At 65.4% G+C, this 25,826-nt stretch carries 22 protein-coding genes and 1 pseudogene; 14 read left to right on the top strand and 9 right to left on the bottom strand.

The annotated features are described in order from the left end of the window. Positions 1-36 precede the first annotated feature (36 nt). A complete protein-coding gene (locus AC0Z2B_RS30015; protein WP_476301554.1) occupies positions 37-918 on the bottom strand; it encodes a LysR substrate-binding domain-containing protein in 882 nt (293 codons plus the stop codon). 116 nt (positions 919-1,034) lie between these two features. Between AC0Z2B_RS30015 and AC0Z2B_RS30010 the strand changes: the two genes are divergently transcribed. Both AC0Z2B_RS30010 and AC0Z2B_RS30005 read left to right on the top strand, forming a co-directional pair. Continuing rightward, a complete protein-coding gene (locus tag AC0Z2B_RS30010) occupies positions 1,035-2,525 on the top strand; it encodes a UbiD family decarboxylase (RefSeq protein WP_476301553.1) in 1,491 nt (496 codons plus the stop codon). Beyond that, positions 2,522-3,142: a UbiX family flavin prenyltransferase gene (locus tag AC0Z2B_RS30005; RefSeq protein WP_476301551.1), complete on the top strand. Its 621-nt coding sequence runs from the start codon at positions 2,522-2,524 to the stop codon at positions 3,140-3,142. Before AC0Z2B_RS30010 ends, AC0Z2B_RS30005 begins: the two co-directional genes overlap by 4 nt. A 7-nt stretch (positions 3,143-3,149) precedes the next feature. Here the strand turns inward: AC0Z2B_RS30005 and AC0Z2B_RS30000 are convergent, their stop codons facing one another. Continuing rightward, positions 3,150-4,718, bottom strand: a complete 1,569-nt coding sequence (locus AC0Z2B_RS30000; RefSeq protein ID WP_476301549.1) for a GMC family oxidoreductase — start codon at positions 4,716-4,718, stop codon at positions 3,150-3,152. Between the two features lie 12 nt (positions 4,719-4,730). After that, positions 4,731-5,291 carry a twin-arginine translocation signal domain-containing protein gene (locus AC0Z2B_RS29995; RefSeq protein ID WP_416423851.1) on the bottom strand — a complete coding sequence of 187 codons (561 nt, stop codon included), beginning with the start codon at positions 5,289-5,291 and terminating at the stop codon, positions 4,731-4,733. Between the two features lie 172 nt (positions 5,292-5,463). Here AC0Z2B_RS29995 and gloA point away from each other — a divergent pair, with 172 nt between their 5' ends. Continuing rightward, positions 5,464-5,991: a lactoylglutathione lyase gene (gloA, locus tag AC0Z2B_RS29990; protein WP_476301547.1), complete on the top strand. Its 528-nt coding sequence runs from the start codon at positions 5,464-5,466 to the stop codon at positions 5,989-5,991. Positions 5,992-6,058: 67 nt separating this feature from the next. Here the strand turns inward: gloA and glsB are convergent, their stop codons facing one another. After that, on the bottom strand, positions 6,059-6,967 hold the full coding sequence (gene glsB / locus AC0Z2B_RS29985; protein ID WP_476301545.1) for a glutaminase B: 909 nt from the start codon (positions 6,965-6,967) through the stop codon (positions 6,059-6,061). Positions 6,968-7,382: 415 nt separating this feature from the next. Here glsB and AC0Z2B_RS29980 point away from each other — a divergent pair, with 415 nt between their 5' ends. The 4 genes from AC0Z2B_RS29980 (at position 7,383) to AC0Z2B_RS29965 (ending at position 11,674) form a co-directional block, all read left to right on the top strand. Beyond that, positions 7,383-9,566: a T6SS phospholipase effector Tle1-like catalytic domain-containing protein gene (locus tag AC0Z2B_RS29980; protein ID WP_476301543.1), complete on the top strand. Its 2,184-nt coding sequence runs from the start codon at positions 7,383-7,385 to the stop codon at positions 9,564-9,566. Between the two features lie 64 nt (positions 9,567-9,630). Next, on the top strand, positions 9,631-10,119 hold the full coding sequence (locus AC0Z2B_RS29975; protein WP_476301585.1) for a DUF3304 domain-containing protein: 489 nt from the start codon (positions 9,631-9,633) through the stop codon (positions 10,117-10,119). Between the two features lie 274 nt (positions 10,120-10,393). Then, entirely contained in the window at positions 10,394-10,870 is a 477-nt protein-coding gene (locus AC0Z2B_RS29970; RefSeq protein WP_476301584.1) for a DUF3304 domain-containing protein, read from the top strand. A gap of 120 nt (positions 10,871-10,990) precedes the next feature. Then, positions 10,991-11,674, top strand: coding sequence for a GNAT family N-acetyltransferase (locus AC0Z2B_RS29965; protein ID WP_476301541.1), 684 nt, complete (start codon positions 10,991-10,993; stop codon positions 11,672-11,674). Here the strand turns inward: AC0Z2B_RS29965 and AC0Z2B_RS29960 are convergent. Beyond that, complete coding sequence (locus AC0Z2B_RS29960) at positions 11,671-12,945, bottom strand: glucarate dehydratase family protein (RefSeq protein ID WP_476301540.1); 1,275 nt, start codon at positions 12,943-12,945, stop codon at positions 11,671-11,673. The genes AC0Z2B_RS29965 and AC0Z2B_RS29960 overlap by 4 nt on opposite strands. A 31-nt stretch (positions 12,946-12,976) precedes the next feature. Next, positions 12,977-14,299, bottom strand: a complete 1,323-nt coding sequence (locus AC0Z2B_RS29955) for an MFS transporter (protein ID WP_476301538.1) — start codon at positions 14,297-14,299, stop codon at positions 12,977-12,979. Positions 14,300-14,403: 104 nt separating this feature from the next. Here AC0Z2B_RS29955 and AC0Z2B_RS29950 point away from each other — a divergent pair, with 104 nt between their 5' ends. Then, on the top strand, positions 14,404-15,294 hold the full coding sequence (locus AC0Z2B_RS29950; RefSeq protein WP_476301536.1) for a LysR family transcriptional regulator: 891 nt from the start codon (positions 14,404-14,406) through the stop codon (positions 15,292-15,294). Between the two features lie 30 nt (positions 15,295-15,324). On the opposite strand, the gene AC0Z2B_RS29945 is transcribed toward AC0Z2B_RS29950, so the two are convergent. Continuing rightward, positions 15,325-16,509, bottom strand: a complete 1,185-nt coding sequence (locus tag AC0Z2B_RS29945; protein ID WP_476301534.1) for an MFS transporter — start codon at positions 16,507-16,509, stop codon at positions 15,325-15,327. 213 nt (positions 16,510-16,722) lie between these two features. Beyond that, complete coding sequence (locus AC0Z2B_RS29940; protein WP_476301532.1) at positions 16,723-17,562, bottom strand: LysR family transcriptional regulator; 840 nt, start codon at positions 17,560-17,562, stop codon at positions 16,723-16,725. Positions 17,563-17,656: 94 nt separating this feature from the next. On the opposite strand from AC0Z2B_RS29940, the gene AC0Z2B_RS29935 reads away from it, so the two are divergent. The 3 genes and pseudogenes from AC0Z2B_RS29935 to AC0Z2B_RS29925 all read left to right on the top strand — a co-directional run bounded on the left by AC0Z2B_RS29935 (position 17,657) and on the right by AC0Z2B_RS29925 (position 19,572). Next, positions 17,657-18,166 carry a thioredoxin family protein gene (locus AC0Z2B_RS29935; RefSeq protein ID WP_476301530.1) on the top strand — a complete coding sequence of 170 codons (510 nt, stop codon included), beginning with the start codon at positions 17,657-17,659 and terminating at the stop codon, positions 18,164-18,166. 92 nt (positions 18,167-18,258) lie between these two features. After that, positions 18,259-19,035, top strand: a pseudogene (locus AC0Z2B_RS29930) (PAS domain-containing protein); the annotation flags it as partial. After that, entirely contained in the window at positions 19,015-19,572 is a 558-nt protein-coding gene (locus AC0Z2B_RS29925) for a methyl-accepting chemotaxis protein (protein WP_425225844.1), read from the top strand. The pseudogene AC0Z2B_RS29930 and the gene AC0Z2B_RS29925, both read left to right, overlap by 21 nt. Before the next feature lie 129 nt (positions 19,573-19,701). Here AC0Z2B_RS29925 and AC0Z2B_RS29920 read toward each other — a convergent pair whose 3' ends face one another. Beyond that, complete coding sequence (locus AC0Z2B_RS29920) at positions 19,702-20,604, bottom strand: sugar phosphate isomerase/epimerase family protein (RefSeq protein ID WP_476301528.1); 903 nt, start codon at positions 20,602-20,604, stop codon at positions 19,702-19,704. Positions 20,605-20,724: 120 nt separating this feature from the next. Here AC0Z2B_RS29920 and AC0Z2B_RS29915 point away from each other — a divergent pair, with 120 nt between their 5' ends. The 3 genes from AC0Z2B_RS29915 (at position 20,725) to AC0Z2B_RS29905 (ending at position 25,553) form a co-directional block, all read left to right on the top strand. Further along, positions 20,725-21,762, top strand: a complete 1,038-nt coding sequence (locus tag AC0Z2B_RS29915; protein ID WP_476301526.1) for a LacI family DNA-binding transcriptional regulator — start codon at positions 20,725-20,727, stop codon at positions 21,760-21,762. A 388-nt stretch (positions 21,763-22,150) separates the two neighbouring features. After that, positions 22,151-24,574: a glucose/quinate/shikimate family membrane-bound PQQ-dependent dehydrogenase gene (locus AC0Z2B_RS29910; protein WP_476301525.1), complete on the top strand. Its 2,424-nt coding sequence runs from the start codon at positions 22,151-22,153 to the stop codon at positions 24,572-24,574. A gap of 100 nt (positions 24,575-24,674) precedes the next feature. After that, a complete protein-coding gene (locus AC0Z2B_RS29905) occupies positions 24,675-25,553 on the top strand; it encodes a pirin family protein (RefSeq protein WP_476301523.1) in 879 nt (292 codons plus the stop codon). Positions 25,554-25,826: the final 273 nt, after the last annotated feature.

The raw sequence follows: 25,826 nt of genomic DNA, 5'->3' as shown, positions 1-25,826 counted from the left end.
GCCACCGGAGGGCCGGGACGCCGCCTGCGGCAGCTGCTACAGGAGGTCCAGGAAGCGCTGGATGGCGGGGGTGATGCGGTCTTCGTTCCATACGTACCACAGCTCCGCGTAGGCGCCTTCATCGGTCAGCGGCCGGAAACTCACCGTCGGCATCGCCAGGCTGGCAATCGACGCCGGCACGATGCCGTAGCCCATGCCCGCCGCCACCAGCCCGAGAATGCTCGCCACCTCCGGCACCCGCCAGGCCACGTTCAACTGCACGCCGGCGCGCTGGGCCAGGGTGTGGGCGATCTGCAGGATGGCCAGGCTGGAGGGGTCGTCGAAGCTGATCATCGGCTCGGGCGCCAGGTCAGTGATGCTCACCGCGGCCTGCGCCAGCAGCGGGTTGTCGTTGGGCAGGGCGACGATCAGCGGCCGCCGCGAGCCCACGCGCTTGTGCTGGCGCGGCCCCAGTTCCACGCCCGGCGCGCGCACCACGGCGATGTCCAATTCGCCACGCTGCAGGGCGGCCAACTGGTCCTCGATGCGCTGCTCATGCAGGGTCAGGCGCACGCCGGGGTACTGGCTGCGCAGGCGCTTGAGCAGGGACGGGAACTCGGGCTCGAACATGGCCGAGCCCACATAGCCCAGGTGAATCGAGCCCAGCTCGCCACGGGCGGTGCGCTGCGCCACTTCGCTGGCCTGCTCGTGCATGGCCAGCAGGCGCTGCACCTCCAGGCGGTAGGCGGCACCGGCCACGGTCAGCTCGATGCCGCGCTTGCGGCGCAGGAACAGCTGCACCGCCAGCTCGGTTTCGAGCTTCTTGATCTGCTGGCTCAGGGCCGGCTGGGCGATGCCCAGGCGTTCGGCGGATTTGCCGATGTGCAGGGTTTCACACACGTCGAGGAAGTAGGCGAGGCGGCGCAGGGAAGTCGTCATGCTTGGATTATAAGTTTTTTCTTATCAATAACACACCTTCCAGTGGATGGATCATCCATTCATTCGGGTTCATTGTGCTTGCACCTTACGTGTACAGCCAAAGAGGCGAAGAACCCATGCCCAAGCCACCGATCAACGACCTGCGCAGCGCGCTCGCCCGCCTGCTAGACCACCCCGGCCAGCTGCTGGAAACCGACCACCCGGTAAATCCCCACGCGCAACTGGCCGGCGTCTACCGCCGCATCGGCGCGGGCGGCACGGTGAAGCGCCCGACCCAGCTGGGCCCGGCGATGATCTTCAACACCATTGAAGGTTACCCCCATTCCCGCGTGCTGGTGGGCCTGATGGCCAGCCGCGAACGCGTCGGCCTGCTGCTGGACAGCGCCCCGGACAAGCTCGCCGAACGCATGGGCGAGGCGGTGCGCAACCCCGTCGACCCGGTGATGGTCGACCACGCCGACGCGCCGTGCCAGGAGATTGTCTTCCACGCCGACGACCCCGACTTCGATATCCGCACCCTGCTGCCGGCCCCCACCAACACCGAGGAGGACGCCGGGCCGTTCTTCTGCCTGGGCCTGGTGCTGGGCAGCGACCCCGAGCACGGCCACACCGACGTCACCATCCACCGCCTGTGCGTGCAGGACCGTGACAAGCTGACGATTTTCTTCGCCCCCGACCGCCACATCGACCATTTCCGCCAGAAGGCCGAGGCCGCCGGCAAGCCGCTGCCCATCACCATCAACATGGGCCTGGACCCGGCCATCCCCATCGGCGCCTGCTTCGAGGCACCGACCACGCCATTGGGCTACGACGAGCTGAAGATTGCCGGCGGCCTGCGCGGCACCGGCGTGGAACTGGTGGACGCGGTGACCGTGAAGCAGAAGTCCATCGCCCGCGCCGAGATTGTCATCGAGGGCGAGATCCTGCCCCATGAGCGCATGCGCGAAGACATCAACACCAACACCGGCCACGCCATGCCCGAGTTTCCCGGCTACAACGGCCCGGCCAACCCGGCGCTGCCGATCATCCGCGTGACTGCCGTGACCATGCGCCGCGAGGCCATCCTGCAGACCCTGGTGGGCCCGGGCGAAGAACACACCAACCTGGCCGGCATTCCCACCGAGGCCAGCATTCGCAACGCCGTGGACCTGGCCATGCCCGGCTTCCTGGTCAATGTGTATGCGCACACCGCTGGTGGCGGCAAGTTCCTGGCGATCCTGCAGGTGGCCAAGCGCAAGGCCGGCGACGAAGGCCGCCAGCGCCAGGCGGCGATCATTGCCCTGGGCGTGTACCGCGAGTTGAAAAACGTGATCCTGGTGGACGAGGACGTCGACCCCTTCGACTCCAACGACGTGCTGTGGGCCATGCAGACCCGCTACCAGGGCGACATGGACACGCTGTTCCTGCCCGGCGTGCCCGGCCACGTGCTGGACCCCTCCCAGGGCCCGGAATACAACCCGGCGCTGCTGGTGCGCGGCAACACCTGCAAGACCATCTTCGACTGCACCGCGCCGTTCCACCTGCGCGAGCACTTCACCCGCGCCGAGTTCGTCGACGTCGACCCGCACCCCTACGCCCCAGAGCTGTTTCCCCGGAGGCCAGCATGAGCACTAAACGCCAACGCCTCGTGGTGGGTATCAGCGGCGCCACCGGCATCATCTACGGCATCCGTGCCCTGCAGATGCTCAAGGCCCTGGACGTGGAGAGCCACCTGGTGGTGTCCAAGGCCGCCGAGATGACCCGCTCCTACGAGACCGACCTCAGCCGCGAGCAGCTGTATGCCCTGGCCGACCACGTGCACCCCATCGCCGACGTCGGCGCCAGCATCGCCAGCGGTTCGTTCCGCACCCTGGGCATGCTGGTGGCGCCGTGCTCGGTACGTACCTTGGCGGAAATCGCCAGTGGCGTGACCACCACGCTGCTGACCCGCGCCGCCGACGTGGTGCTCAAGGAGCGCCGGCGCCTGGTGCTGATGGTGCGCGAGGCGCCGCTGCATTCCGGGCACCTGCGCAACATGCTGGCCGTGAGCGACCTGGGCGGGGTGATCCACCCGCCGGTGCCGGCGTTCTACACCCACCCCCAAAGCCTTGCCGACATCGTCGACCACACCGTGGCGCGGGCGCTGGACAGCTTCGGGCTGGAGGTGGAGGACCTGCCGCGCTGGGGCGAGAACATCGACGTGACACCGGCCGCGCGCAAGTACGCGGCGGCCGTGGGCCACTGACTGACGGTCAGACGCGCTGGTCCTTCATGGCCTGGGCAATGTAGTCCGCCTGGCGGATCGCCAGGGTGACGATGGTCAGCGTCGGGTTCTCGGCCGCGCTGGTGGTGAACTGGCTGCCGTCGCTGATGAACAGGTTGGCGATTTCATGGCTCTGGCCGAAGCCGTTGCACACGCCGTCCTCGGGCTTGGCGCTCATGCGGCAGGTGCCCAGGTTGTGGGTGGAGGGGTAGGGCGGCACGCGGTGGGTCTTCAGCGCGCCCACCGCCGTATACAGCGCCTGGCCCTGGGTGTAGGCGTGCTCGCGCATGGCCAGGTCGTTGGGGTGGTCGTCGTAGTGGACGTTGGCCACCGGCATGCCGAACTGGTCCTTGACCTGGTCGTTGACGGTGACGCGGTTGCTCTCGCGCGGCATGTCCTCGCCCACGATCCACAGGCCGGCCAGGTGCGTGTACTGCTCCATCACCCGGGTGAAATCCGGGCCCCAGGCGCCGGGGTTGAAGAAGGCGCCGAGGAACGATGGGCCCAGGGAGATCGTCTCCATCTCGTAGCCGCCGACGAAGCCGCGGTCGGGCTTGAACTTCACCTCGTCGCTGATGATGCCGGCCATGATGGTGCCGCGGTAGAAGTGCACCGGTTCGCTGAACTCGGCGAACACCGAGCCGGTGGTATGGCGCATGTAGTGCTTGCCGACCATGCCGGCGCCGTTGCCCAGGCCATTGGCAAACCGGCCGCTGTGGGAGTTGAGCAGCAGCCGCGGGGTCTCGATGGCGTTGCCGGCCACCGCCACCAGCCGCGCCTTCTGCCGTTGCAACTGGCCGGTGGCGTCGGCGTAGACCACGGCGTTCACCAGGCCCTGGTCGTTGTGTTCGATGTGCACCACTTGTGATGAAGGGCGCAGGTCGAGCTTGCCGGTGGCCTCGGCGGCGGGGATCTCGGTGTACAGCGTCGACCACTTCGCGCCCATCTTGCAGCCCTGGAAGCAGAAGCCCAGCTGCTGGCACGAGGCGCGGTTGGCGCGTGGGCGGCTGTTGATGGCCATGTGGCCGGTGGAGCACTCGGTGTAGCCCAGCTTCTGCGCGCCGTTGTACAGCACCTTGAAGTTGTTGTTGCCGGGCAGGCCGGGGATGTCGTTGGTGCGGGTCACGCCCATCTTGTCCTCGGCGCGGGCGTAGTAGGGCTCAAGTTCGGCCAGGGTCACCGGCCAGTCCAGCAGGTTGGCGTCCTGGATCGCGCCGTAGGTCTGCAGCGCGTGGAATTCGTGTTCCTGCAGGCGCAGGCTGGCGCCGGCCCAGTGGGTAGTGGTGCCGCCCACGGTCTTGCAGATCCAGGCGGGCAGGTTGGGAAAGTCCTTGGCCACCCGCCAGGTGCCGGAGGTGGTGCGCGTGTCGCCCCACGCCAGCTGCGAGAACGATGGCCATTCGTCGTTGATGAAGGTGCCCGGGCTCTGCCGCGCGCCGGCTTCGAGCAGCACCACCTTGATGCCTTTCTGGCACAGTTCGTTGGCCAGGGTGCCGCCGCCGGCACCCGAGCCGATGACGACCACGACCGAGTCGTCGTCATGGTTGAAGTTGGTCATGGGCGTGCTTCCTCAGGAGAACGGATCGGGGCTGGCCGAGGCAGGTGGGGCGGGTAGCCAGGACAGGTCATTGAACCCGCGCATCAGGTAGCCGCCCTTGGGAAAGGACGCGCCTTCGTAGCCGAAGTGCAGGTACGCCAGTTCGTTGCTGTACAGGCTGTTGACCGCGTTGCCGCGCACCAGGGCGAAGAACGGCGTGTCCTGGATGTCCTGGAGGATGGCGAACTGGCGCGCCGCGTCGAGCTTGCGCCAGTCGCCGCCGGCCTTCTGGTCGAGGGTGGCGATGCCTTGCCTGAGGGTGTCGGCGACGCCGGGGTCGGTGCTGGCCTTCTGGTCCAGGGCCTGCACCGGGAAGGCGTAGACCGCGTCTTCCATGGTGTCGTGGGGGTAGATGCGGCGGATCATCAGCAGCAGCTTGTCGCCACTGTCGCTGTCCAGGGTGGTCATGGGCAGGGCCCAGCTCTGGCTGGGGGCCATCAGGGCAATGGGACCGCTGGCGAACAGCAGCGTGCCCAATAGCACGCCGCCGCTGCCCTGAAGAAACCGGCGACGATCGAGTGTCAGGTTACTCATGGCGAAGTCCTTCTTATTGTCGTTGTCACGCAACCCATAGTAGTAACGCCAGCGGGGGGCGGGTAATAGGCGCCTACTACGTTGGAATAAGCTTAGACCCGTAGTAGGCGCCTATTACCCGGCCGTGGCGCGGCAGTTCTAGACTGGGCCACCTCACTTGAGTGCCCCTGCCATGTCCTTCATCAGCGAAAACCAGCCAGGCGTGTGCCTGGACCCCGATGCCGAAACCCAGGCCTACGTGTTCAACCACAGCATGATCCGGGTCAAGGACCCGTGCCGCTCGCTGGACTTCTACACCCGCGTGCTGGGCATGCGCCTGCTGCGCCAGGTGGACTTCCCCGAGGCGAGGTTTTCGCTGCTGTTCCTGGCCATGACGGCGGGCGAGGACGTGCCGGACGAGCGCGGCGCCCGCCAGGTGTATACCTTTGGCCGCCAGTCGGTGCTGGAGCTGACCCACAACTGGGGCACCGAGAGCGACGACTCGCAGTACCACAACGGCAACAAGGACCCGCGCGGGTTTGGCCACATCTGCTTCAGCGTGCCGGATATCGAGGCGGCCTGCGCGCGCTTCGAGCGGCTGCAGGTGCCGTTCGTCAAGCGCCTGGACAAGGGCATGAAGCACGTGGCGTTCATCAGCGACCCGGACGAGTACTGGATCGAGATTGTGCAGGCGGATTTGTTGGCTGACTTGGGGCAGTGAGGGGGCTGGACGCGGCCTTTGGCCGCTGCTACGCGGTTTCGTAGCAGCGGCCAAAGGCTGCGTCGGGCTAAAACACCGACCAGTTGATCCGTTCGCTCAACAGCTCCAGCGCCTTCATCCCCGCCAGCGAATTGCCCGCCGCGTTCAGCTCCGGCGACCACACGCACACGGTGAACTGCCCCGGCACCACGGCGATGATCCCGCCACCCACGCCGCTCTTGCCCGGCAGCCCCACGCGGTAGGCGAAGTTGCCGGCCTCGTCGTACAGGCCGCTGGTGGCCATGATCGAGTTCACCTGTTTGCTTTGCCGCGGCGTCAGGATCTGCTCGCCGCTGTGCTTGCAGAAGCCCTCGTTGGCGAGGAAACAGAAGGCCTTGGCCAGGTCCACGCAGTTCATCTGCAGCGCGCAGTGGCTGAAGTAGCTGCGCAGCACCGCCTCCACCTCGTTGTGGAAATTGCCGAACGACTGCATCAGGTACGCCATGGCCGCGTTGCGCGAGCGATGCTGGTACTCCGACTCCGCCACCTTGCCGTCCACCAGTACATGGGGGTTGCCGGACAGCCGCCGGACGAAATCACGCATCGACAGCGCCGGCGCGGCAAAGCGCGACTGGTTGATGTCGCAGATCACCAGCGCGCCGGCATTGATAAACGGGTTGCGCGGCCGCCCGCGCTCGAACTCCAGCTGCACCAGCGAATTGAACGGCTGCCCCGACGGCTCATGCCCCAGCCGCTCCCAGATCGCCTCCCCGGAATGCCCGATGGCCTGCACCAGGCTGAACACCTTGGAGATGCTCTGCACCGAAAACGGCGTCTGCGCATCGCCGGCGCTGTGCAGGCTGCCGTCGTTGCCATACACGGCAATGCCCAATTGATTCGCCGGCACCTCGGCCAGTGCGGGAATGTAATCGGCGACCTTGCCCTGGCCGATCAGGGGGCGGACTTCGTCGAGGATCTGGTTGAGGAGCGTTTGCATGGGGGGCCTTGTTGTTGGAATGCCGGTGACTAGACGCCGCTTCCCGGCGCGGCATCACACCGTAGCAGCGGCCGCGAGGCCGCGTCACTGGCGCTGTAGATGGTGGGGCTTTGGACGCAGCCTGGCGGCAGCTGCTACGGGGCTTTCGGGGTTTCGGAAAATGCGCGGGGATGATCGGATGTGTCCTACATCTTTCTTGTTTTGCAATCCCTAGAGTCCGGGTTCAACCGCGCCGCATGCCCGGCGCCTGGAACATGACAAGGGGGAATTGATGACATCTCACGGCCCTGATTACAGTACCGATGCTCCACGTCCAACGACCAGCGCCACGGAAATATCCGGAACAGGGCATTCCCCTGTCTGGTATCCGCCACAGTTTCCAGAGGCGGGGCGGCTGCCACGGCAGGCGGGGCAAGTGGCCCGAAACATTCATCGTCAAGAGAGCATGGAAAGAGACTACCAGGATGCCCTGTCCATTGCCGCAAACTATCGCGTGACGCCACCCTGCTGCAAAACCCTGCATATCAGCCTGTTCTTCGACGGCACTGGCAATAACCTGAATAACGACTTGCTGCAGTCGGAAGTCCCCCACCCGACCAACATCGCTCGGCTTTTTCGCGCTTGCATTGGGGATGGCATTGCGGGTGGAACAACACATCAAGGTGATAAGGCTCGCGGGCTTACTGACAATGCGGGGGTCGGGCTGGGTTCGTACTTCAAATATTACATGCCGGGGGTAGGCACGCCGTTTCCGGAAATGGGTGATCTTGATTACAGCACCGCCGGGTTGGCCAGTGCCTGGTTCGGCGAAGAACGCATCAACTGGGGGTTGTTGATGATCATCGACGCCATCCGTCGAACCCTAGACCAGCCGCCGCTAGCCACCGAAGTGTTGTCGGCAGCCGTCAAGTCCATGGGGACCTGGCCGGGATTCGAGGGAGTGAGCGGCCAACGCCACCGCTTGGCCGAGTTCACCAAACAACTTAGCGCCATAGAGGCCCCACTGCGTTATGCAGTGCTGCAACCCACGCCAGGGGTTTGCAAGTTGTTGGGTATCAAGCTTTACGTGTATGGCTTTTCCCGAGGGGCGGCCGCAGCGCGCGCATTTGTCAGTTGGTTGGACGAATTAATGCGCTCGCGTCCGACCCTGTCATTTGGCGATCTGGAAATACCCATCACCGTAGAGTATCTGGGGATTCTCGACACGGTAGCCTCAGTGGGTATAGCCGACATAGTGCCTGGCGCGCGCGGCCACATGGGGTGGGCTGACGGCAACCAGCAGTTGCCAGCCAGTGGCTTGGTCAAACGCTGTCTGCATTTGGTGGCGGCTCATGAACAACGGGTGAGTTTTCCACTTGAGTCGATTCGTCGGCAGACTGGGGATTATCCGCCTAATTGCATTGAGGTGATTTATCCCGGGGTGCATTCGGATTTAGGGGGTGGGTATTTGCCGGGCGATCAGGGGAAGGGGGGCGGGCGAAGCGATGGCTCCCTAGTGTCGCAAATTGCACTACATGATTTGTATGCGGATGCCTTTGCACATGGCGCACCTTTGAAAGTAGAGAAGCGGGCATTGGGTGCGGGTCTCCACAATGAGCATTGGCGAGTTTTGGAAGATAACGTGGTTCTAGCCCTCGACGTAGACCCTACTCTGGTTAGCCGCTTCAACGCATGGCGCCAGGTGACAGCGGGGCTGGCTTCCAACCTGACCCACCAGACCGACGTAATGAAGGAGCAATTTGAGCCGATTCTCGCCGACACTTCTCTCGAGCGTGCCTTGCGCGTTCAACTAGCCTGGATCACCGCCTGGAGGATTGATCGATACGCCTTCGCCAGTTTGATAAATACGTCTTTTTATAAACAAGCAACCGACAGCCACAGTGATCCGCTCAGTTACAACCTGGCAAAAAAACAGCGAGATGATCGCCAGGTTGTAATCGAGGAACAGCGTAAGCTGCAGGTGTCGCTCCACCGGCCTGGAAGTGATAAAAGACCGTTTCAGCCCGGCATCCCGACCTTCGATCCGGACCTGGCGCGCACTCAACTGCGCGAAGCTGCCGAAGAGTTCGCCAAGGCTTACCGCAATGACCGTTTGATGGCGGCAGCACTCAACCGCCTGGTACCAGCCTACGGCCCTCCCGCGTTTGTCGCCCGCATCATCACGGCCAATGTGTATGCCGAGGCGCTGCACATGAAGGCATCTGGCAGGGAAAAGGTCAGTCGCTTGTTTCCGCCCTTTGCAGGCTATCGTAACCATGTCGACGAGAACATTCGTGGCGAGGTCGATGAGTATCGCAATGCGAGCATGCCCGAAGGGCTGTTGCGAGACTTGTTCGACGATCAGGTACATGACTCTCGTGCCTGGTTTCTCCATTCGTTCGGCCGCGAGCCAATGGGCAGCTATTTCCGCGAACGCATGGTGTTCTTTGGTACAGCCAGCCGCAGGGAAGTGGCGATTCACGGCGAAATCGACACATCCGGCATGGCATATTTTCCCCGGGACCCAGAACATATCGCGAGGGCCCAGCAGGCGATTAATGCCAGATGGGCTGCCTTTCACGCCCAACTGGAGGACGAGGCAGCCGATGATTTGGCGTGAGGGTAGCTGCCAATCTCGTCACAAATGGACAGCTTCCATCAAAACGTGGTGCACCACTTTGCTGATGGGGATCGTGGCTGGCCCGGTTTCCGCCAATGTAATCGTTGGCATAAATCACACCCATCGGGGCATAGAGCAATTTAGTGTGGATGGGCGTTCGGCCATCGATAGCATTGGCCCCTATCAAGGCGGTGGCGGGGCTTGTTGTTTTATGACGGCTGCTCGCTGGCAACCCGGAATGACTGTACGGATAGACTGGGAAACCGGTGCCAGCGGGGTCAGCAAGCTGGCTGACGAGTTTCCCGGTTTTGCGGATGAAGCCAAATACGACGCATGGCTCGACAAGGTCCAGGCGCAAAAACGCCGACATAGCAAGATTGTCTCGGTACCTGACTATACCAACCAGCAAACGTGCGGGATCACTGTTCACTTTCTCCCCTGCGATGACGTGCAAGTCACTACCTCATGCCATGTATACGGCAGCCCCGGCTACCCCATAAAAGCGCCACTTCGCTCACCGAACCCCCCGTCATGTCCCCATAAGGAGCACTAAACCTGTAGCAGCGGCCACCAGGCCGCGTCCCAGGCGCCGCAAATCCTGTGGCCTTGGACGCAGCCTCTCGGCAGCTGCTACGGGGCTTTCGGGTTTTCGGAAAAAGCGTGGTTAGGGTCGGATATGTCCTACATCTTTTCTGTTTTGAAGTCCTTAGAGTCCGGGATCAACCGCGCCGCATGCCTGGCGCTTGGAACACGACAAGGGGGAATTGATGACCTATCGCGGCCCTGATTACAGCATCGATGCCAGAATGCTTTTCGTCGCTTTGCTGATGGGGGTTGCTGCTGGCCCGGTTTCGGCCAACGTAATGGTAGGTATCAATCACACAGGGCAGGCCATCAACTACTTCAGCGTCGATGGTCGGTCGGCAGTGGATATTATTGGACCTTACCGCAGCGGAGGCGGTGGTTGCTGCTACGCAGTACCAGCAATTTGGCATCCGGGTATGGGTGTACGCATAGAGTGGCAGACAGGTAGTGCCTACTCCGAGGATTTTCCGGGGTTCGCCGACCGTCCCAAGTTTTTTGCATGGAAGGAGAAGGTCGAGGCTCAGACGCGTAGCCTTAACAAGTGGGTGCCAGTGGCGGACTACACCAACCAGCAAACCTGCGGAATCACTGTTCACTTTCTCCCCTGCGATGACGTGCAAGTCACCACCTCATGCCATGCATACGGCAGCCCCGGCTACCCCATAAAAGCGCCACTTCGCTCACCGCCCCCCCCCTCATGTCCCCAAAAAGAGCACTAAACCTGTAGCAGCGGCCACCAGGCCGCGTCCCAGGCGCCGCAAATCCTCGGCCCTTGGACGCAGCCTCACGGCAGCTGCTACGGTACAATGCGGAACGTTCAACCAGAGCAGCTGCCTTCAATGCCCAGTATCACCCTGTTCCAAACCCCACCCCCCGAGTCGTTCCAGGCGCAGATCCAGCAGCTGGTGATCGACAACCTCACCGCCATCAGCCAGGTGGCGCTGCCGGCCGGCAATGCGCTGTACCCGCTGTACCAGTACGGCGTGGGTTATGAGGTGTACCAGTACCTGCAGGCCATGGACGGTTCGCGCGGTTTTGCGGTGGAGGTGGTGGCGGCGCTGGATGACGAGGACCCCTCGCAGCTGCTGGGCTTTGCCCTGTACCTGCCGCTGAGCGGCGACGCCGAAGCGTGTTCGCTGTTGTTCCTGGCAGTGAAGGACGGGCATCGGCGCCAGGGCATTGCCAGGGCCATGGTGCAGAAGGTGCTGGCGCGCTACCCCCATGCGGAGCTGGGCTGCGTGGTGAGCCAGGTGGCGTGCGGGCAGGCGCTGGGGTTCCAGGTGATCGGCACGCGCGGCTCGCAGGTGTTGATGAACACCCGCGACCACGCCTCCCAGGGGCTGACACCGGTGCTGGACACCGCGCCCATCTACCGCTCGGTAGAGGTGCGGCAGATTCATGCCTACTTGCTCAAGCAGCATGGCGAGCCGGCCATGGTCAACGCCGAGAAGCAGCGCGACCGGCACCTTGACGCCCTGGCGCGCGAGGCGCAGGCGTTCGTCAAGGTGCACCTGGGCCGTTAGAAGCGCGGCTTTACCGTCTTCCAATCCGGTTTGTAGCGCTGCATCTGGCGCACGTCGTCGCGCTGGCGGATGCCGCAGCTCAGGTACTGGTCGTGCAGCTTGCCCAGCTGGTCGTGGTCCAGTTCCAGGCCCAGGCCGGGGGCGCGGGTGATGCTCACGCAGCCGTCGACGATGGGCAGCTTGCCGCCCTTGATCACTTCCTCGTCCGGCTCTTGCCAGGGGTAGTGGGTGTCGCAGGCGTAGTCCAGGTTGGGCACGGCCGCGGCCACGTGGGCCATGGCCATCAGGCTGATGCCCAGGTGCGAGTTGGAGTGCATGGACACGCCCAGGCCGAACACCTGGCACATCTTCGCCAGCGTCTGGGTATCCCGCAGGCCGCCCCAGTAGTGGTGGTCGGCGAGCACGATCTGCACGCTGTTCAGCGCCACGCTGCGGCGGAACTCGTCGAAGTCGGTGACCACCATGTTGGTCGCCAGCGGCAGGCCGGTGCGCTTGTGCAGCGCGCTCATGCCGTCCAGGCCGGGGCAGGGGTCTTCGTAGTACTGCAGGTCGTCGCCCAGCAGCTCGGCCATGCGAATGGCGGTCTCCAGCGACCAGTTGCCGTTGGGGTCGATGCGCAGCGGGTAGCCGGGGAAGGCCTTTTTCAGCGCCTTGATGCAGGCCACCTCGTGCTCGGGGGGCAGGGTGCCGGCCTTGAGCTTGATGCTCTTGAAGCCATAGGCCTCGATCATGCGCGCGGCCTGGGCGACGATCTGTTCTTCGTTCAGCGCCTCGCCCCAGTTGTCGGGCTTGTAGGGCGAGTCGATGTGCTGGGCGTATTTGAAGAACAGGTAGGCGCTGAACGGCACCTTGTCGCGCAGGGCGCCGCCCAGCAGGTCCACCAACGGCACGTTGAGGGCGTGCGCCTGCAGGTCGAGGCATGCCACCTCGAAGGCTGAATAGGCATTGCTCACCGCCTTGCTGGCGTGGGAGCCGGGCGCTAGTTCGGCGCCGGCCAGAGAGCTGGTGCGGTTGGCCGCCACCGTGGCCTCGACGATCTGCCGCAGGCGGTTGAGGTTGAACGGGTCCAGGCCGATCAGCTGGCTCTGCACCTGCTGCTGGATGGCCAGCGCCGGGGCGTCGCCGTAGCTTTCCCCCAGGCCGATGTAGCCGTTGTCGCTCTCGATCTCGATGATCGAGCGCAGGGCGAAGGGTTCGTGGATGCCGCTGGCGTTGAGCAGCGGCGGGTCGCGGAAGGCGATGGGGGTGACGGTGACGCGCTTGATTTTCAAAAGTAATGCTCCTGAAGGCAGGCTCGACGAATTAGGCGATGGCAACCGCGGCCTTGCGTGGCTTGGGCGCGCGCGGGGCCGGGGTGCTGCGGGCGAAGAAGATCAGCACGGCGGCCACCAGCGAGGTGGCGGCCAGGCCATACAGGCCGCCCTCGATGCTGCCGGTGGTCTGTTCAAGAAAGCCGAAGGTGGCCGGCGCGACGAAGCCGCCCAGGTTGCCGATGGAGTTGATCAGGGCGATCACCGCGGCGGCGATGCGCGCGTCCAGGTAACCCTGGGGAATGGGCCAGAACAGCGCCGAGGCAGCCTTGAAGCCGATGGCGGCGAAGCAGATGGAAACGAAGGCGAACACCGGCCCGCCGACCGTGGACATGAACATGCCCAGCGCCGCTACCACTAACGTCACGGCCACCCAGGCCTGCTGGTGCTTCCACTTCGCGGCCACGGCGGCGAAGCCGTACATGGCGACGATGGAGATCAGCCAGGGCACCGAATTGAACAGGCCCACTTCGAAGTCCGCCAGGTTGCCCATTTGCTTGATCATGCTCGGCAGCCAGAAGGTGGCGCCGTAGATGGTCAGGGCGATGGAGAAGTAGATGAAGCAGAACAGCGCGATCTGTCGGTCGGCCAGCAGCTTGAACATCGACGGCTTCACCACGTGCTGGGCCTCGCGGGCACGCTGTTCCTCGGCCAGGCAGCTTTCCAGCGCCTGCTTTTCAGCCTCGTTGAGCCAGCGCGCCTCCCGTGGGTGCGACTGCAGCCAGAACCACACGAACCCGCACAGCACCAGCGAGGCGCCGCCCTCGATCAGGAACATCCACTGCCAGGCATGCAGGCTCAGGGCGTTGATGCTCAGCAGCGCGCCGGACACCGGCCCGGAGATCACCGAAGCGATGGCCGAACCGCTGAGGAACACCGCCATGGCCTTGCCGCGTTCGGCGGCCGGCAGCCATTGGGTGAAGTAGTAGATGATGCCCGGGAAGAACCCGGCTTCGGCGGCGCCCAGCACGAAGCGCAGCACGTAGAAGCTGGTTTCGCCGCGCACGAAGGCCATGGCCATGGCGGCGGCGCCCCAGGTGAACATGATGCGGGTGAGCCAGGCGCGGGCGCCGAAGCGCTGCAGCAGGATGTTCGACGGCACCTCGAACAGGGCGTAGCCGATGAAGAACAACCCGGCACCCAGGCCATAGGCGGCCGCGCCGATGCCCAGGTCGGCTTCCATGTGGCTGCGCACGAAGCCGATGTTGACGCGGTCGATGTAGTTGACGATGAACATCACCACGAACAGCGGCAGCACATGGCGCTTGACCTTGGCGGCGGCCTGTTCCAGCACGCTGGGGTTGAGGGTTTTCAAGGGCGACTCCCGGTATTGTTTTTGTGGGGACAGGCCGATGATGGACGGGTGTATTGTTCCCGTCTAATCTAACCTGGCACTTGATTGATACCCGGATTGAATCAATGTTCGAACTGACCCAGCTGCGCTGCTTCACCACCGTGGCCACCGAGCTGAATTTCCGTCGCGCCGCCGAGCGCCTGAACATGACCCAGCCGCCGCTGAGCCGGCAGATCCAGCTGCTGGAGCACCATCTTGGCGTCGAGTTGTTCACCCGCAGCACCCGCAGCGTGGCGCTGACGGCGGCCGGGCGGGCGTTTTTCGTCGAGGCGCAGAACCTGCTGGAGCGCGCCCAGCAGGCGGCGGTGGCGGCGCGGCGGTTTGCCGAGGGCGACATTGGCGCGGTGGCCATCAGCTTCGTCGGCAGCGCCGTCTACGAGTTTTTGCCCAAGGTGATCGCCGAGGCGCGGCTGAAGCAGCCCCACGTCAAAATCGACCTGGCGGAGATGAACACCTACACCCAGCACGAGGCGTTGCGCGCCCGGCGCATCGACCTCGGCATCGCCCGCGCGCCGTTGCTGGAGCCGGGCTACGCCACCGAATGCCTGGTGCGCGAACCCTTCGTGCTGGCGGTGCCGCGCGGCCATGCGCTGGCGTCGAGCGAAGAGGTCAAGGTCAGCGACCTGGATGGCCAGCCGTTCCTGATGTACTCCCACGCCGCCTACCCGCCGTTCAACGAACTGCTTACCGGCATGTTGCGTTCGGCGCGGGTGGCGCCCGACTACGTGCAGTGGCTGGGCTCGTCGCTGACCATCCTGGCGCTGGTGAACGCCGGCCTGGGCCTGGCGCTGGTGCCGCGCTGCGCCACCAGCGTGGTGTTCAAGAACGTGGTGTTCCGCGACATCGACCTGGGGGAGGGGGTGCAGAGCGAGCTGCACCTGATCTGGCGCGAGGACAACGACAACCCGGCGTTCGCGATGCTGCTGGAGGGTATTCGCAACGCCACCATCGCGTGATCCAGGACGCGGCCACAGGAGACAGCCGCGTCAGCGGCGCAAACTGGCCAGCGCCATCAGCGCCAGCGCCGCAATCAACCCGGCCAGCACACTGACCCCCACGGCCATGCCGTGCAGGTCGATCAGGTGCCCGGCCACCACCGGCAAGGCCCCGGCGGGCACGTAGCCGCCCATGTTGAACACGCCGTTGGCCTCGGCGCGGCGGTTGGCCGGCACGTGCAGGGCAATCAGGCTCAGGCCGCCCAGCTGCCCCAGGCCCTGGCCGGCGCCGGCCAGCAGGGCGGCGACGATCAGGCAGGGAATGGAGGCCTGGTGCACCGCCAACCACAGGGTGGCCATGGACAGCACCGTGGCCAGCCCGCTGAGCAGGAAGATGCGCTTCACCGCCAGCCGCTGCACCGCGAACTGCACGCCAACACCGACCATGAACATGGCGAACGCGGTGCCGCCGGCGATCAGCGGGCTGCTGACGTGGGCGAACGCCGAGAACAGCCCCGGCCCCAGGCTGAGCACGAAAGAGGTGCAGGTGATGCCCGGGCCGAAGAAGGCGATGCCGCGCAGCACATGGCCGACGCTGTCCCGTGGCACCCGGGGCAGCCGCAGTTTCAAGGCGGACGTGGCACGGGGCTGGCGTGGCTGCGCCAGCACCACCCACAGCGCCAGGGCCAGCAAGGCCAGTTCCAGGTTGAAGACGATGGCCACCGGGTGCGCGCTGTACTGCGCCAGCACGCCCGCCAGCAGCGGCCCGGTGCCGGCGCCCAGCACCATGGCCACCGAGGCCAGCAACGAAGCCTGGCGCTTGTGGCTGTCGGCGGCCTGGTCGACCACATTGGCCATGCCGGCGGAGACGATGATGCCCACCGCCACGCCGGTCAGCAGCCGCGCCAGCATCAGCACCGCGACGCTGTCGGCGAGCTGGAACAGCACCGCGGCGCCCATCGCCAGGCCCAGGCCCGGCAGCAGCAGGGCCTTGCGGCCAAAGTGATCGGACAGCTGCCCGGCCACCAGCAGGGTGGCCAGCAGGCCGAGGATGTAGCAGGTGAAGATCGTCGCCAGGGTGCCGGCGCCGAAGCCCAGCTGTTGCTGCCAGTGGCCGTACAGCGGGGTGGCGGCGTTGGACAGGATGAACACCGCCGTCACCACCCAGGCGGCGCGTAGCAGCGGGGCGTTGGTGGTGGGCGGGGCGGCGGTGAGGGCCGAGGGGCATGCGGACATGGGGGGAGTACCGTGCTGTGAATCGAGGGGGGCGATGCTAGTCCTGCGTGCTGGTTGGTAGAACTCCCTACGTGCGCATCTGACCTATGCAGAAATGCACATGCGGGGGGCGGGACGCGGCCTTTGGCCGCTGCTACAGAGGCCGCGGTTTTTAAGGCCCGCGTAGCAGCTGCCGCAGGCTGCGTCCGGGGCCACCGCAATAGGTCAGGGGCTTCAGGCTCCCACGCACTCCACGATGAAATCCATCACCGCCCGTATCGGCGCCGCGTTGCGCACGTCTTCATGCACCGCCAGCCAGATCTCCCGCACCAGGCACGGTCCGTCGGGGTCCACCAGCACCAGGCGGTGCTCGGCCGCCATGAACGCCGGCAACGACACCACCCCGGCGGCGCCGGCCGCAGCGATGGCCTGCAGGCGCAGGTCGTTGCTGGTCAGGGTGATGGGCCGGCCGTTGGCCTGTTCCAGCAGCCAGTTCTGTTGCGCCGAGCCGTCCATGCTGTCGTCGTAGCCGATGAAACTGTAGTCGCGGGTGCACGCCAGGTAGTCGGGGCTGGCGTACAGGCGAAACTCCATCTGGCCCAGGCGCCGGGCCACCAGGGTGGGCTCGCTGGGGCGCATCAGGCTGATGGTGATGTCGGCCTCGCGGCGGGTCAGCGAGGCGCGGGCCTTGGCGCCGATCAGGCGCAGCTGCAGCAGCGGGTGGCGGCGGGTGAGTTCGCCCACGCGCGGGGCGATCAGGCTGCCGACGAAGCCCGGTGGCGACGACACCACCACCTCGCCCTGCACCTGGGCCTGTTCGCCGCCGGCGAAACGTTCCAGGGCGAACGAGGACAGGGTCATCTGCTCGCCGAACTGGCTCACGCGCCGGCCGTCCTCGGTCAGCACGTAGGCGCGCTGGCGGCGGTCCACCAGTTTCAGCTTGAGCGCGGCCTCCAGCGCGGCGATGCGCCGGGCCACGGTGGCGTGGTCGACGCGCAGCTGGCGCGCGGCGGCGGACAGCGAGCCAAGCTTGGCGAAGAGGGTGAAATAACGCAGGTCTTCCCAGTCGAACATGACAGGTTCCACAATGAACGAGGGCAGATGATAGGCCAAAACGGCGTCGCTGCCGTACACTGGGGCAATTTGCAGCATCAGGAAAACCGGTCCCATGACCCCGTACTCGGAACTCTTCCCCATCGGCCAGGGCTTCGACGCCTTCGCCGCCGCCGGCCTGCCCGCCGAACGTGCCACCGTCGCCCAGGCCCGCCAGGCGCTGGACACCGCCGGCATCAGTGAGGCGACCCTGCAGCGCCTGGCTTCCTTGAAAGGCACCTATCACCTGCTGGCCGCCGGCGAGATGTGGTGCCCGGACTGCCAGCTGAACCTGGCGGCGCTGGACTACCTGTGCCGCGTGCAGCCGCGCGTGCGCCTGGGCATCATCACCAAGGCCCGCGCCGAGCAGGCGTTGCGCGAGCGCCTGGGCCTGGAGAAAGTCTCCATTCCACTGGTGGTGGTGCTGAGCGCTGATTTTGAACAGATCGGTCTATTCATCGAGCGACCCCAGGCGGTGATCGACGGCGGCGAAGCGGTGTTGGCCCCCTACAAGGCCGGCCAGTGCCTGGAAGCCACCCTCACCGACGTGCTGGCGCTGCTGGAAAGCGCCGAACTCGCCGCATAGCCCGGCGGGCGGGGGATAAAAGCCGCCGAACGGTGCTTATCCCCCGAAAAACCTCGCCGATACTCTCCTTACCACAAGGAGGTCATCGGCTCATGTTCAACACCCAAATAAAAAAGCAGCTCGCTGAACAATCGGCCGAACTCGATGAGCTGCGCCAGCTCGTCGACGGCTTGCAACGGGAAATGCTGACGCTGAGCCTCGACCCGCAGATGCGCATCGACGACTGCAACGAGGGGTTCGCCAAGGCGCTGGGCTATTCGGTGGCGCAACTGGTGGGGCGGCCCATGGCCGAGATCGTGCCCAGCTACGTGTCCAAGCTGCCGTGCTACCACAGCCTGATGGCCGCCATCGGCTCGGCCCGCTCCATCACCGATGACTACCGCTTCCTGCGCGCCGACGGCGTGCTGGTGTGGATACGCGCGCACTGGCAGCCGATCAAGGACGCCAGCGGCACCCTGACCCACATCCGCTGCTTCGCCAACAACATCACCGCCAACATCGAGAAGGCTGCCGAAAGCACCTCCTTTATCGACGCGTTGCTGCGTTCCACGGCGGTGATCGAATTCGACCTCAAGGGCAACGTGCTGTCGGCCAACGACCAGTTCCTGCGCGCCATGGGCTACACCCTGGCCCAGGTCAAGGGCCAGCACCACCGGCAGTTCTGCACCAGCGAGGAGACCAACTCGCCCCGGTACGCCGAGTTCTGGGCCACCCTCAACCGTGGCGAGTTCGTCGCCGGGCGCTTCAAGCGTGTCGACGCCCACGGCCACCCTGTGTGGCTGGAAGCCACTTACAACCCGGTGTACGACCCCGAGGGCAAGCTGTGCAAGGTGGTGAAATTTGCCACCGTGGTCAGCGACCAGGTGGCGCGTGAGGAGGAAGTGAACGCCGCCGCCCACACCGCCTACGGTATCTCCCAGCAGACCGACGTCACCGCCCAGCGCGGCGCCGTGGTGGTCAACGACACCGTGCAGACCATGCGCAAGCTGGCCGATGACATGCAGTCGGCGTCCACCGGCGTCGAAGCCCTGGGCAAGCAGTCGCTGCTGATCAGCTCGATCATCCAGACCATCAGCAGCATCGCCCAGCAGACCAACCTGCTGGCCCTCAACGCCGCCATCGAGGCAGCGCGGGCCGGGGAGCAGGGCCGTGGCTTCGCGGTGGTCGCCGATGAGGTGCGGCAGTTGGCCGGGCGCACCAGCACCGCCACCGAGGAAATCGCCGCCGTGGTCCAGCAGAACCAGACCCTGGTGGAAGGCACCGTGCGCGAGATGGCCCACAGCAAGCAGCAGGCCGAGCAGGGCGTGCAACTGGCCAGCCAGGCCGGCGAGGTGATCGTCGAGATCCAGGAAGGCGCGCGCAAGGTGGTGGATGCGGTAGGGCGGTTCGCGCACCAGTTGAGTTGAGAAACCCGCGTAGCAGCTGCCGCCAGGCTGCGTCCGGAACCACCACGGTTCGCCCGGAAACGCGTGGCGCGCGGGAGGCGGCCTGGCGGCCGCTGCTACGGGGTTGTGGTAAACCTTGGCAGCGGCGTTTTAGCGGAAGTATTTATCCACGTACCGCTGGATCTCCTGGCGCATGAAGCGCCCGGAGTCGTCCGCGCGCTCCTCCCAGCCAAACACGCAGGCGGTGACGATGCCGTCGAACCCGGTGCGCGCCAGCTCGCCGAAGAACACGTCCCAGTCGATCTCGCCCTGGTGCATGTCCATGTGCTGGTGCACCGTCACCTTCGCCCCCGGCGGGTTGATGATGTAGCGCAGCCCGGACGACGCCTTGTGGTTGTAGGTGTCGGCGATGTGCACGTGGTTGATCAGCGTGCCGGCCTGGCCAATCATGCCGGCCATGTCGTCGCCGAAATGAAAGGTGTGCGGCGCGCAGTACAGGAACCTGACGTTGGCCGAGCCCACGGTCTTGATGATGTCCAACGCCGGGTTGAGGGTCTCGCACCAGTCCTCGGGGTGCGGCTCGACGTTGAGGGTGATGCCCTCGCGCTCCAGGATCGGCACCAATTCCTCCATCGACCGCCACCAGGCCGCCTCGCTGGACTCGTGGCTGTGCACGCCACCGCAGCAGCTGACACTGTGGCCGCGGTCGGGCGAGGGGCCGCGGCCGAACTCGGAGTTCATGGTCTGGCAGCCCATCTCCACCGCCACCTCGATGGCGCGCTTCCAGTGTTCCACCGCGGTGCGGCGCTCGTCTTCGTGGGGGCTGGCCCAGCGGTACATGGGCAGCAGGGAGGCCAGTTGCACGTTGTGGTCGCGCAGGGCCTGCTTGAACTCGGCGATGCGTTCCTTGTGCGCCCGCGGGTGCACCCACCAGGGCAGGAAGTCGTCGCGGGGCGACAGCTCCAGGTACTCGAAGCCCAGCTCGGCGCTCTTGCGGCACAGCTCCGGCAGGCTCAGGTGGCGGTGCATGTAGGGGTCGAGGGCGATTTTCATGGCGGCGCTCCATTGTTTTTATTCTCCGGGCTGATGCTAGGCGGGCCAGGCGCGGGGCGCCATGAGCCGCTGGCTTAATGTGTCAGAACCTCTCATGATGCGGGCAGGAGGTGTCAAGACATGTCAGAGCCAACCCAGCACTCCCGCCGTCCGACCATGGCCGACGTGGCCCGCGAAGCCGGCGTCAGCCTGTCCACCGTCGACCGGGTGCTGAACCTGCGCGCCGACGTGCGCGCCGACACCGCCCAGCGCATTGCCGAGGCGGCGAACAAGGTTGGCTTCCATGCCAAGGCGGTGATCGAGCAGCGCCTGCTGACCAACCGGCCCACGGTGCGCCTGGGTTTTCTGCTACACAAGAGCGGCGTCGCGTTCTACCAGGGGCTGGCCCGGGCGCTGTCTGCGGCGGCAGCGAACTACGCCCATGCCCGCGTTCGCGTGGTGATTGCTTACCTGGATGAACTGGACCCGGCCAAGGTCGCCGAGCGCATCCTGGCCCTGCGCGGGCAGGTGGACGGCCTGGGCGTGGTGGCCGTGGATCACCCGCTGATCCGCGCGGCCGTGGCGCGCCTGGGCGACAGCGGCGTGGCGGTGGTGGCGCTGGTGTCGGCACTGTCTGCGGCGGCGGGTGCCGGTTACGTCGGCGTCGACAACCGGCGCATGGGCCGCACCGCTGGCTGGTTCGTCTCGCAACTGGCCAGGCAGCCGGGGCCGGTGGCGGTGGTGCTGAGCAGCCAGAGCTTCCAGTGCCAGGAGCTGTGCGAACTGAGTTTCCGCAGCTACCTGGCCGAGCACTCCCCGGAGTGGGAGTTGCTGGCCGCGCGGCTGACCCTGGAAGACGACGGCTTCGCCTATGGCAACACCCTGGACCTGTTGATGGGCACGCCGGACCTGGCCGGGTTGTACGTGGCCGGCGGCGGCATTGCCGGGGTGGTGCGGGCGTTGCGCGAACTCAAGGCACGGGGGGCGCGCCTGCCCATCGTGGTGTGCCACGAGGTCACGGCCTTGACCCGCGAGGCGGCAGCCGAGGGCCTGCTGCACGCGGTGCTGTCGCAGCCGGTGGCAGCGTTGGCCGAACGCGCCGTGGCGGCGCTGGCGCAGCCGGTAGCCGGCCAGACAGTCATCGTGCCCCTGCAAGTGGACGTCCGCCAAAGCCTATGACAACCCGTAGCAGCGGCCCCAGGCCGCGTCCCGCCATTACGCGGTGCACCTGGGAAACCGTGGCGTTCGCGGACGCGGCCTGGGGCCGCTGCTACGGGGCGTGTCGCCCCATTGTTACCAACCGAACAACAGTGTTTCTTCCCCGATCAAATGACAACTTGTCGCAGGGACGTGATTTTTTGGTATGCTTACATTCAGTAACTAACTGATTAGTTAATTGCGTTTAAGTGGTCACCGACCCAAGCTGGCGAGTCGCATCGCCCAGGGCGGTGCGCAGACCTTGCAAGCCCCACGGTGAACATTGTCAAGGCCTTGGCTTCCAAAAGCCGAGGCCTCCACTACTCTTAAAACTTCCCCGCAACGTTCATGCGTCAGTAGGATCATGTACATGACTAACACTCGAACTTCGGCAAACGTCAGCCGCTGGCCCGCATGGGTCGCCGGTCTTGGCGTGCTGGTTTTTGCACTTCTCTACATCGGGCTGGGTGGTTACCTCGCGTCCGTTGGCGGTAGCTGGTACTTCGTACTGGCCGGCGTCGGCATGCTGGTTTCCTCCGTCCTGTTGTTCAAGCAGCGCCTGGCCGGTGCCTGGCTGTTCGCCGTTGTAATGGTGGCCAGCGTCATCTGGGCCATCGCCGATGCCGGCTTTGTGTTCTGGCCTCAAGTGTCGCGCCTGTTCGCCCTGGCTGTCCTCAGCCTGGTGGTAGCACTGGTCTACCCGACCCTGCGCAAGGCCAATGGCCTGGCCGGTGGCAAGGGTGGCTACGCGCTGGGCGGCCTGCTGGCTGTCGGCGTGGTGGCCGGTGCCTATGGCATGTTCATCCCGCATGACTCGGTGTCCCCGACCGGCGACGGCCCAGGCCTGACCAAGGTTGACCCGGCTCACGCCCAGAAAGACTGGAAACACTACGGTAACGATGAAGGTGGTGGCCGCTTCGCCGCGCTGGACCAGATCAACCGCAGCAACGTTTCCAAGCTGGTACCCGTGTGGACCTACCACACCGGCGACGTGGCCGTCAGCGACGGCAACGGTGCCGAAGACCAGGACACCCCGCTGCAGGTTGGCGACAAGGTGTTCATCTGCACCCCGCACAACAACATCATCGCCCTGGACGCCGACACCGGCAAAGAGCTGTGGAAGCGTGACAACCACGCCCAGAGCAAGGTCTGGCAGCGCTGCCGTGGCCTGGCGTACTTCGACGCCACCGCCGCTGTCGCCGCGCCTACCGATGGCAGCACGCCAGCCGCCGCCGTTTCGGTGGCCCCAGGTGCCATGTGCCAGCGTCGCCTGCTGACCAACACCATCGACGCCCGCCTGATCGCAGTTGACGCCGACACCGGCGAGTACTGCAAGGACTTCGGCAACAACGGTCAAGTCGACCTGAAAGCCGGCCTGGGCGACGTGCCTGACTCCTACTACCAACTGTCCTCGGCACCGCTGATGGCCGGTACCACCGTAGTAGTGGGCGGCCGTGTAGCCGACAACGTCCAGACCGACATGCCTGGCGGCGTGATCCGTGGTTTCGACGTGGTCACCGGCCAGATGCGCTGGGCGTTCGACCCGGGCAACCCGCAAGACAAGCAAGCGCCGGAAGCTGGCAAGACCTACGTGCGCAGCACCCCGAACAGCTGGGCGCCGATGTCCTACGACCCGGCCATGAACACCGTGTTCCTGCCGATGGGCAGCTCGTCCACCGACATTTACGGTGTTGAACGTACCAAGCTGGACCACAAGTACGGTGCCTCGGTACTGGCCTTGAACGCCACCACCGGCGAAGAGAAGTGGGTCTACCAGACCGTCCACAACGACCTGTGGGACTTCGACCTGCCGATGCAGCCTAGCCTGATCGACTTTGCCAAGCCTGACGGCACCAAGGTCCCTGCCGTGGTGATTGGTACCAAGGCCGGCCAGATCTACGTGCTGGACCGCCACACCGGTCAGCCGCTGACCGAAGTGAAAGAAGTACCGGTCAAACCGTCGAACATCCCGAACGAGCCGTACTCGCCTACCCAGCCGAAATCGGTTGGCATGCCGCAGATCGGCGCGCAGACCCTGACCGAATCGGACATGTGGGGTGCCACGCCGTTCGACCAGATGCTGTGCCGTATCGCCTTCAAGAAAATGCGCTACGACGGCCTGTACACCGCACCGGGCAGCGACGTGTCGCTGAGCTTCCCAGGTTCGCTGGGTGGCATGAACTGGGGCAGCATCTCCACTGACCCGGTACACGGTTTCATCTTCCTGAACGACATGCGTCTGGGCCTGTGGAGCCAGATGGTGCCGCAACAGAAAGACGCCAAGGCCTCCTCGGGTGGTGAAGCACTGAACACCGGCATGGGCGCTGTACCGCTGAAAGGCACCCCATACGCCGTGAACAAGAACCGCTTCCTGTCGGTAGCCGGCATCCCTTGCCAGGCACCGCCGTTCGGTACCCTGACCGCCGTTGACATGAAGACCCAGAAGATTGCATGGCAAGTGCCGGTCGGCACCGTGCAGGACACTGGCCCGATGGGCATCCGCATGCACCTGCAACTGCCAATCGGCATGCCAACCCTGGGCGGCACCCTGTCCACCCAAGGTGGCCTGGTGTTCATCGCCGGTACCCAGGACTTCTACCTGCGTGCGTTCAACACTGCCAACGGTGAAGAAGCCTGGAAAGCCCGCCTGCCAGTCGGCAGCCAGGGCGGCCCGATGACCTACGTTTCGCCGAAAACCGGCAAGCAGTACATCGTCATCACCGCCGGCGGCGCTCGCCAGTCGACCGACCGTGGCGACTACGTGATCGCTTACGCGCTGCCTGACAGCAAGTAAGACCCTCGCGTGAAAGCCCGCTGTCGCCCCCAGGGTGGCAGCGGGTTTTTTTATGCGTGGCCACTGGCGTACCATTTGATTTTTACCGCGAGGCGCCCCCATGACCAGCCGCACCGTCGCTGCGAGCCACCCGGCCTACCGGGATGACATCGCCGACCTGATTACCCGCCGGCCATTGCCCGGCCCGGGCCTGGAACAGGTCGACCCGTTCCTGTTCCTCAACCACCACGGCCCGCAGGTGTACGCGCCGAACAACAACGGCCTGCCGTTCGGCCCGCACCCGCACCGCGGCTTCGAGACCGTGACCTTTATCCTCACCGGCAACCTGGCGCACTACGACACCGGCGGCCACGAGAGCGTGATCGAGGCTGGCGGCGTGCAGTGGATGACCGCTGGCAGCGGCCTGATCCACGCCGAAGTGTCGCCACCCAGCTTCAAGCAGAGCGGCGGCCCGCTGGAGATCCTGCAGCTGTGGGTGAACCTGCCGTCGAAGTTGAAAATGACCGCGCCGCGCTACACCGGCGTGCAGGCCGATGGCATTCCGGCGCTGCCGGTGGCCGACGGCAAGGGCGTGCTCAACCTGGTTGCCGGCGAGTTCCAGGGCACCCAGGGGCCGATCCCGTCGCTGACCGGCGTGTTCATGAGCACCCTGCGCCTGCAGGCGGGCGCCCAAGTGCAACTGCCGGCCCCCGCCGCGCGCAGCGTGTTCCTATACGTGGTCAGCGGCCAGGTGAGCATCGGCGGCACGCCGGTGAAGCCGTGGCACCTGATCAGCCTGAACGCCGACGGCGACACCCTGGCCATCGACGCCAGCAGCGACGCCGTGCTGGTGTTCGGCCACGCCGACCCGATCGACGAACCGGTGGTGGCCCACGGGCCGTTCGTGATGAACACCCGTGGCGAGATCGAACAGGCCATCCGTGATTACCAGGCGGGCAAGTTCAACGGCGATGGCAAGCTGCTGGAGGTGGGGCAGTAACGCCCCGCCCCGTAGCAGCTGCCGCAGGCTGCGTCCTGCCATGGCGCGGTATGCCTGGGGATGCGCGGTGTGTTCGGACGCGGCCCTTGGCCGCTGCTACAGGTGCGGTGCGCGATCTGTAGCCGCTGCCGGCAGGCTGCGCTGGTCCCGGCGTGCACTGAAGGTTTTCAGCGTGGGGAAGGGCCAGCGCAGCCTGCGGCAGCGGCTACACCGAACCCGCGTAGCAGCTGCCGCAGGCTGCGTCCTGCCATGGCGCGGTATGCCTGGGGATGC

Source organism: Pseudomonas sp. GYB4201 (genome assembly GCF_056312595.1).
The sequence above is the reverse complement of the archived record's forward strand: the minus strand, read 5'-3'. Positions and strand labels throughout refer to the sequence as shown.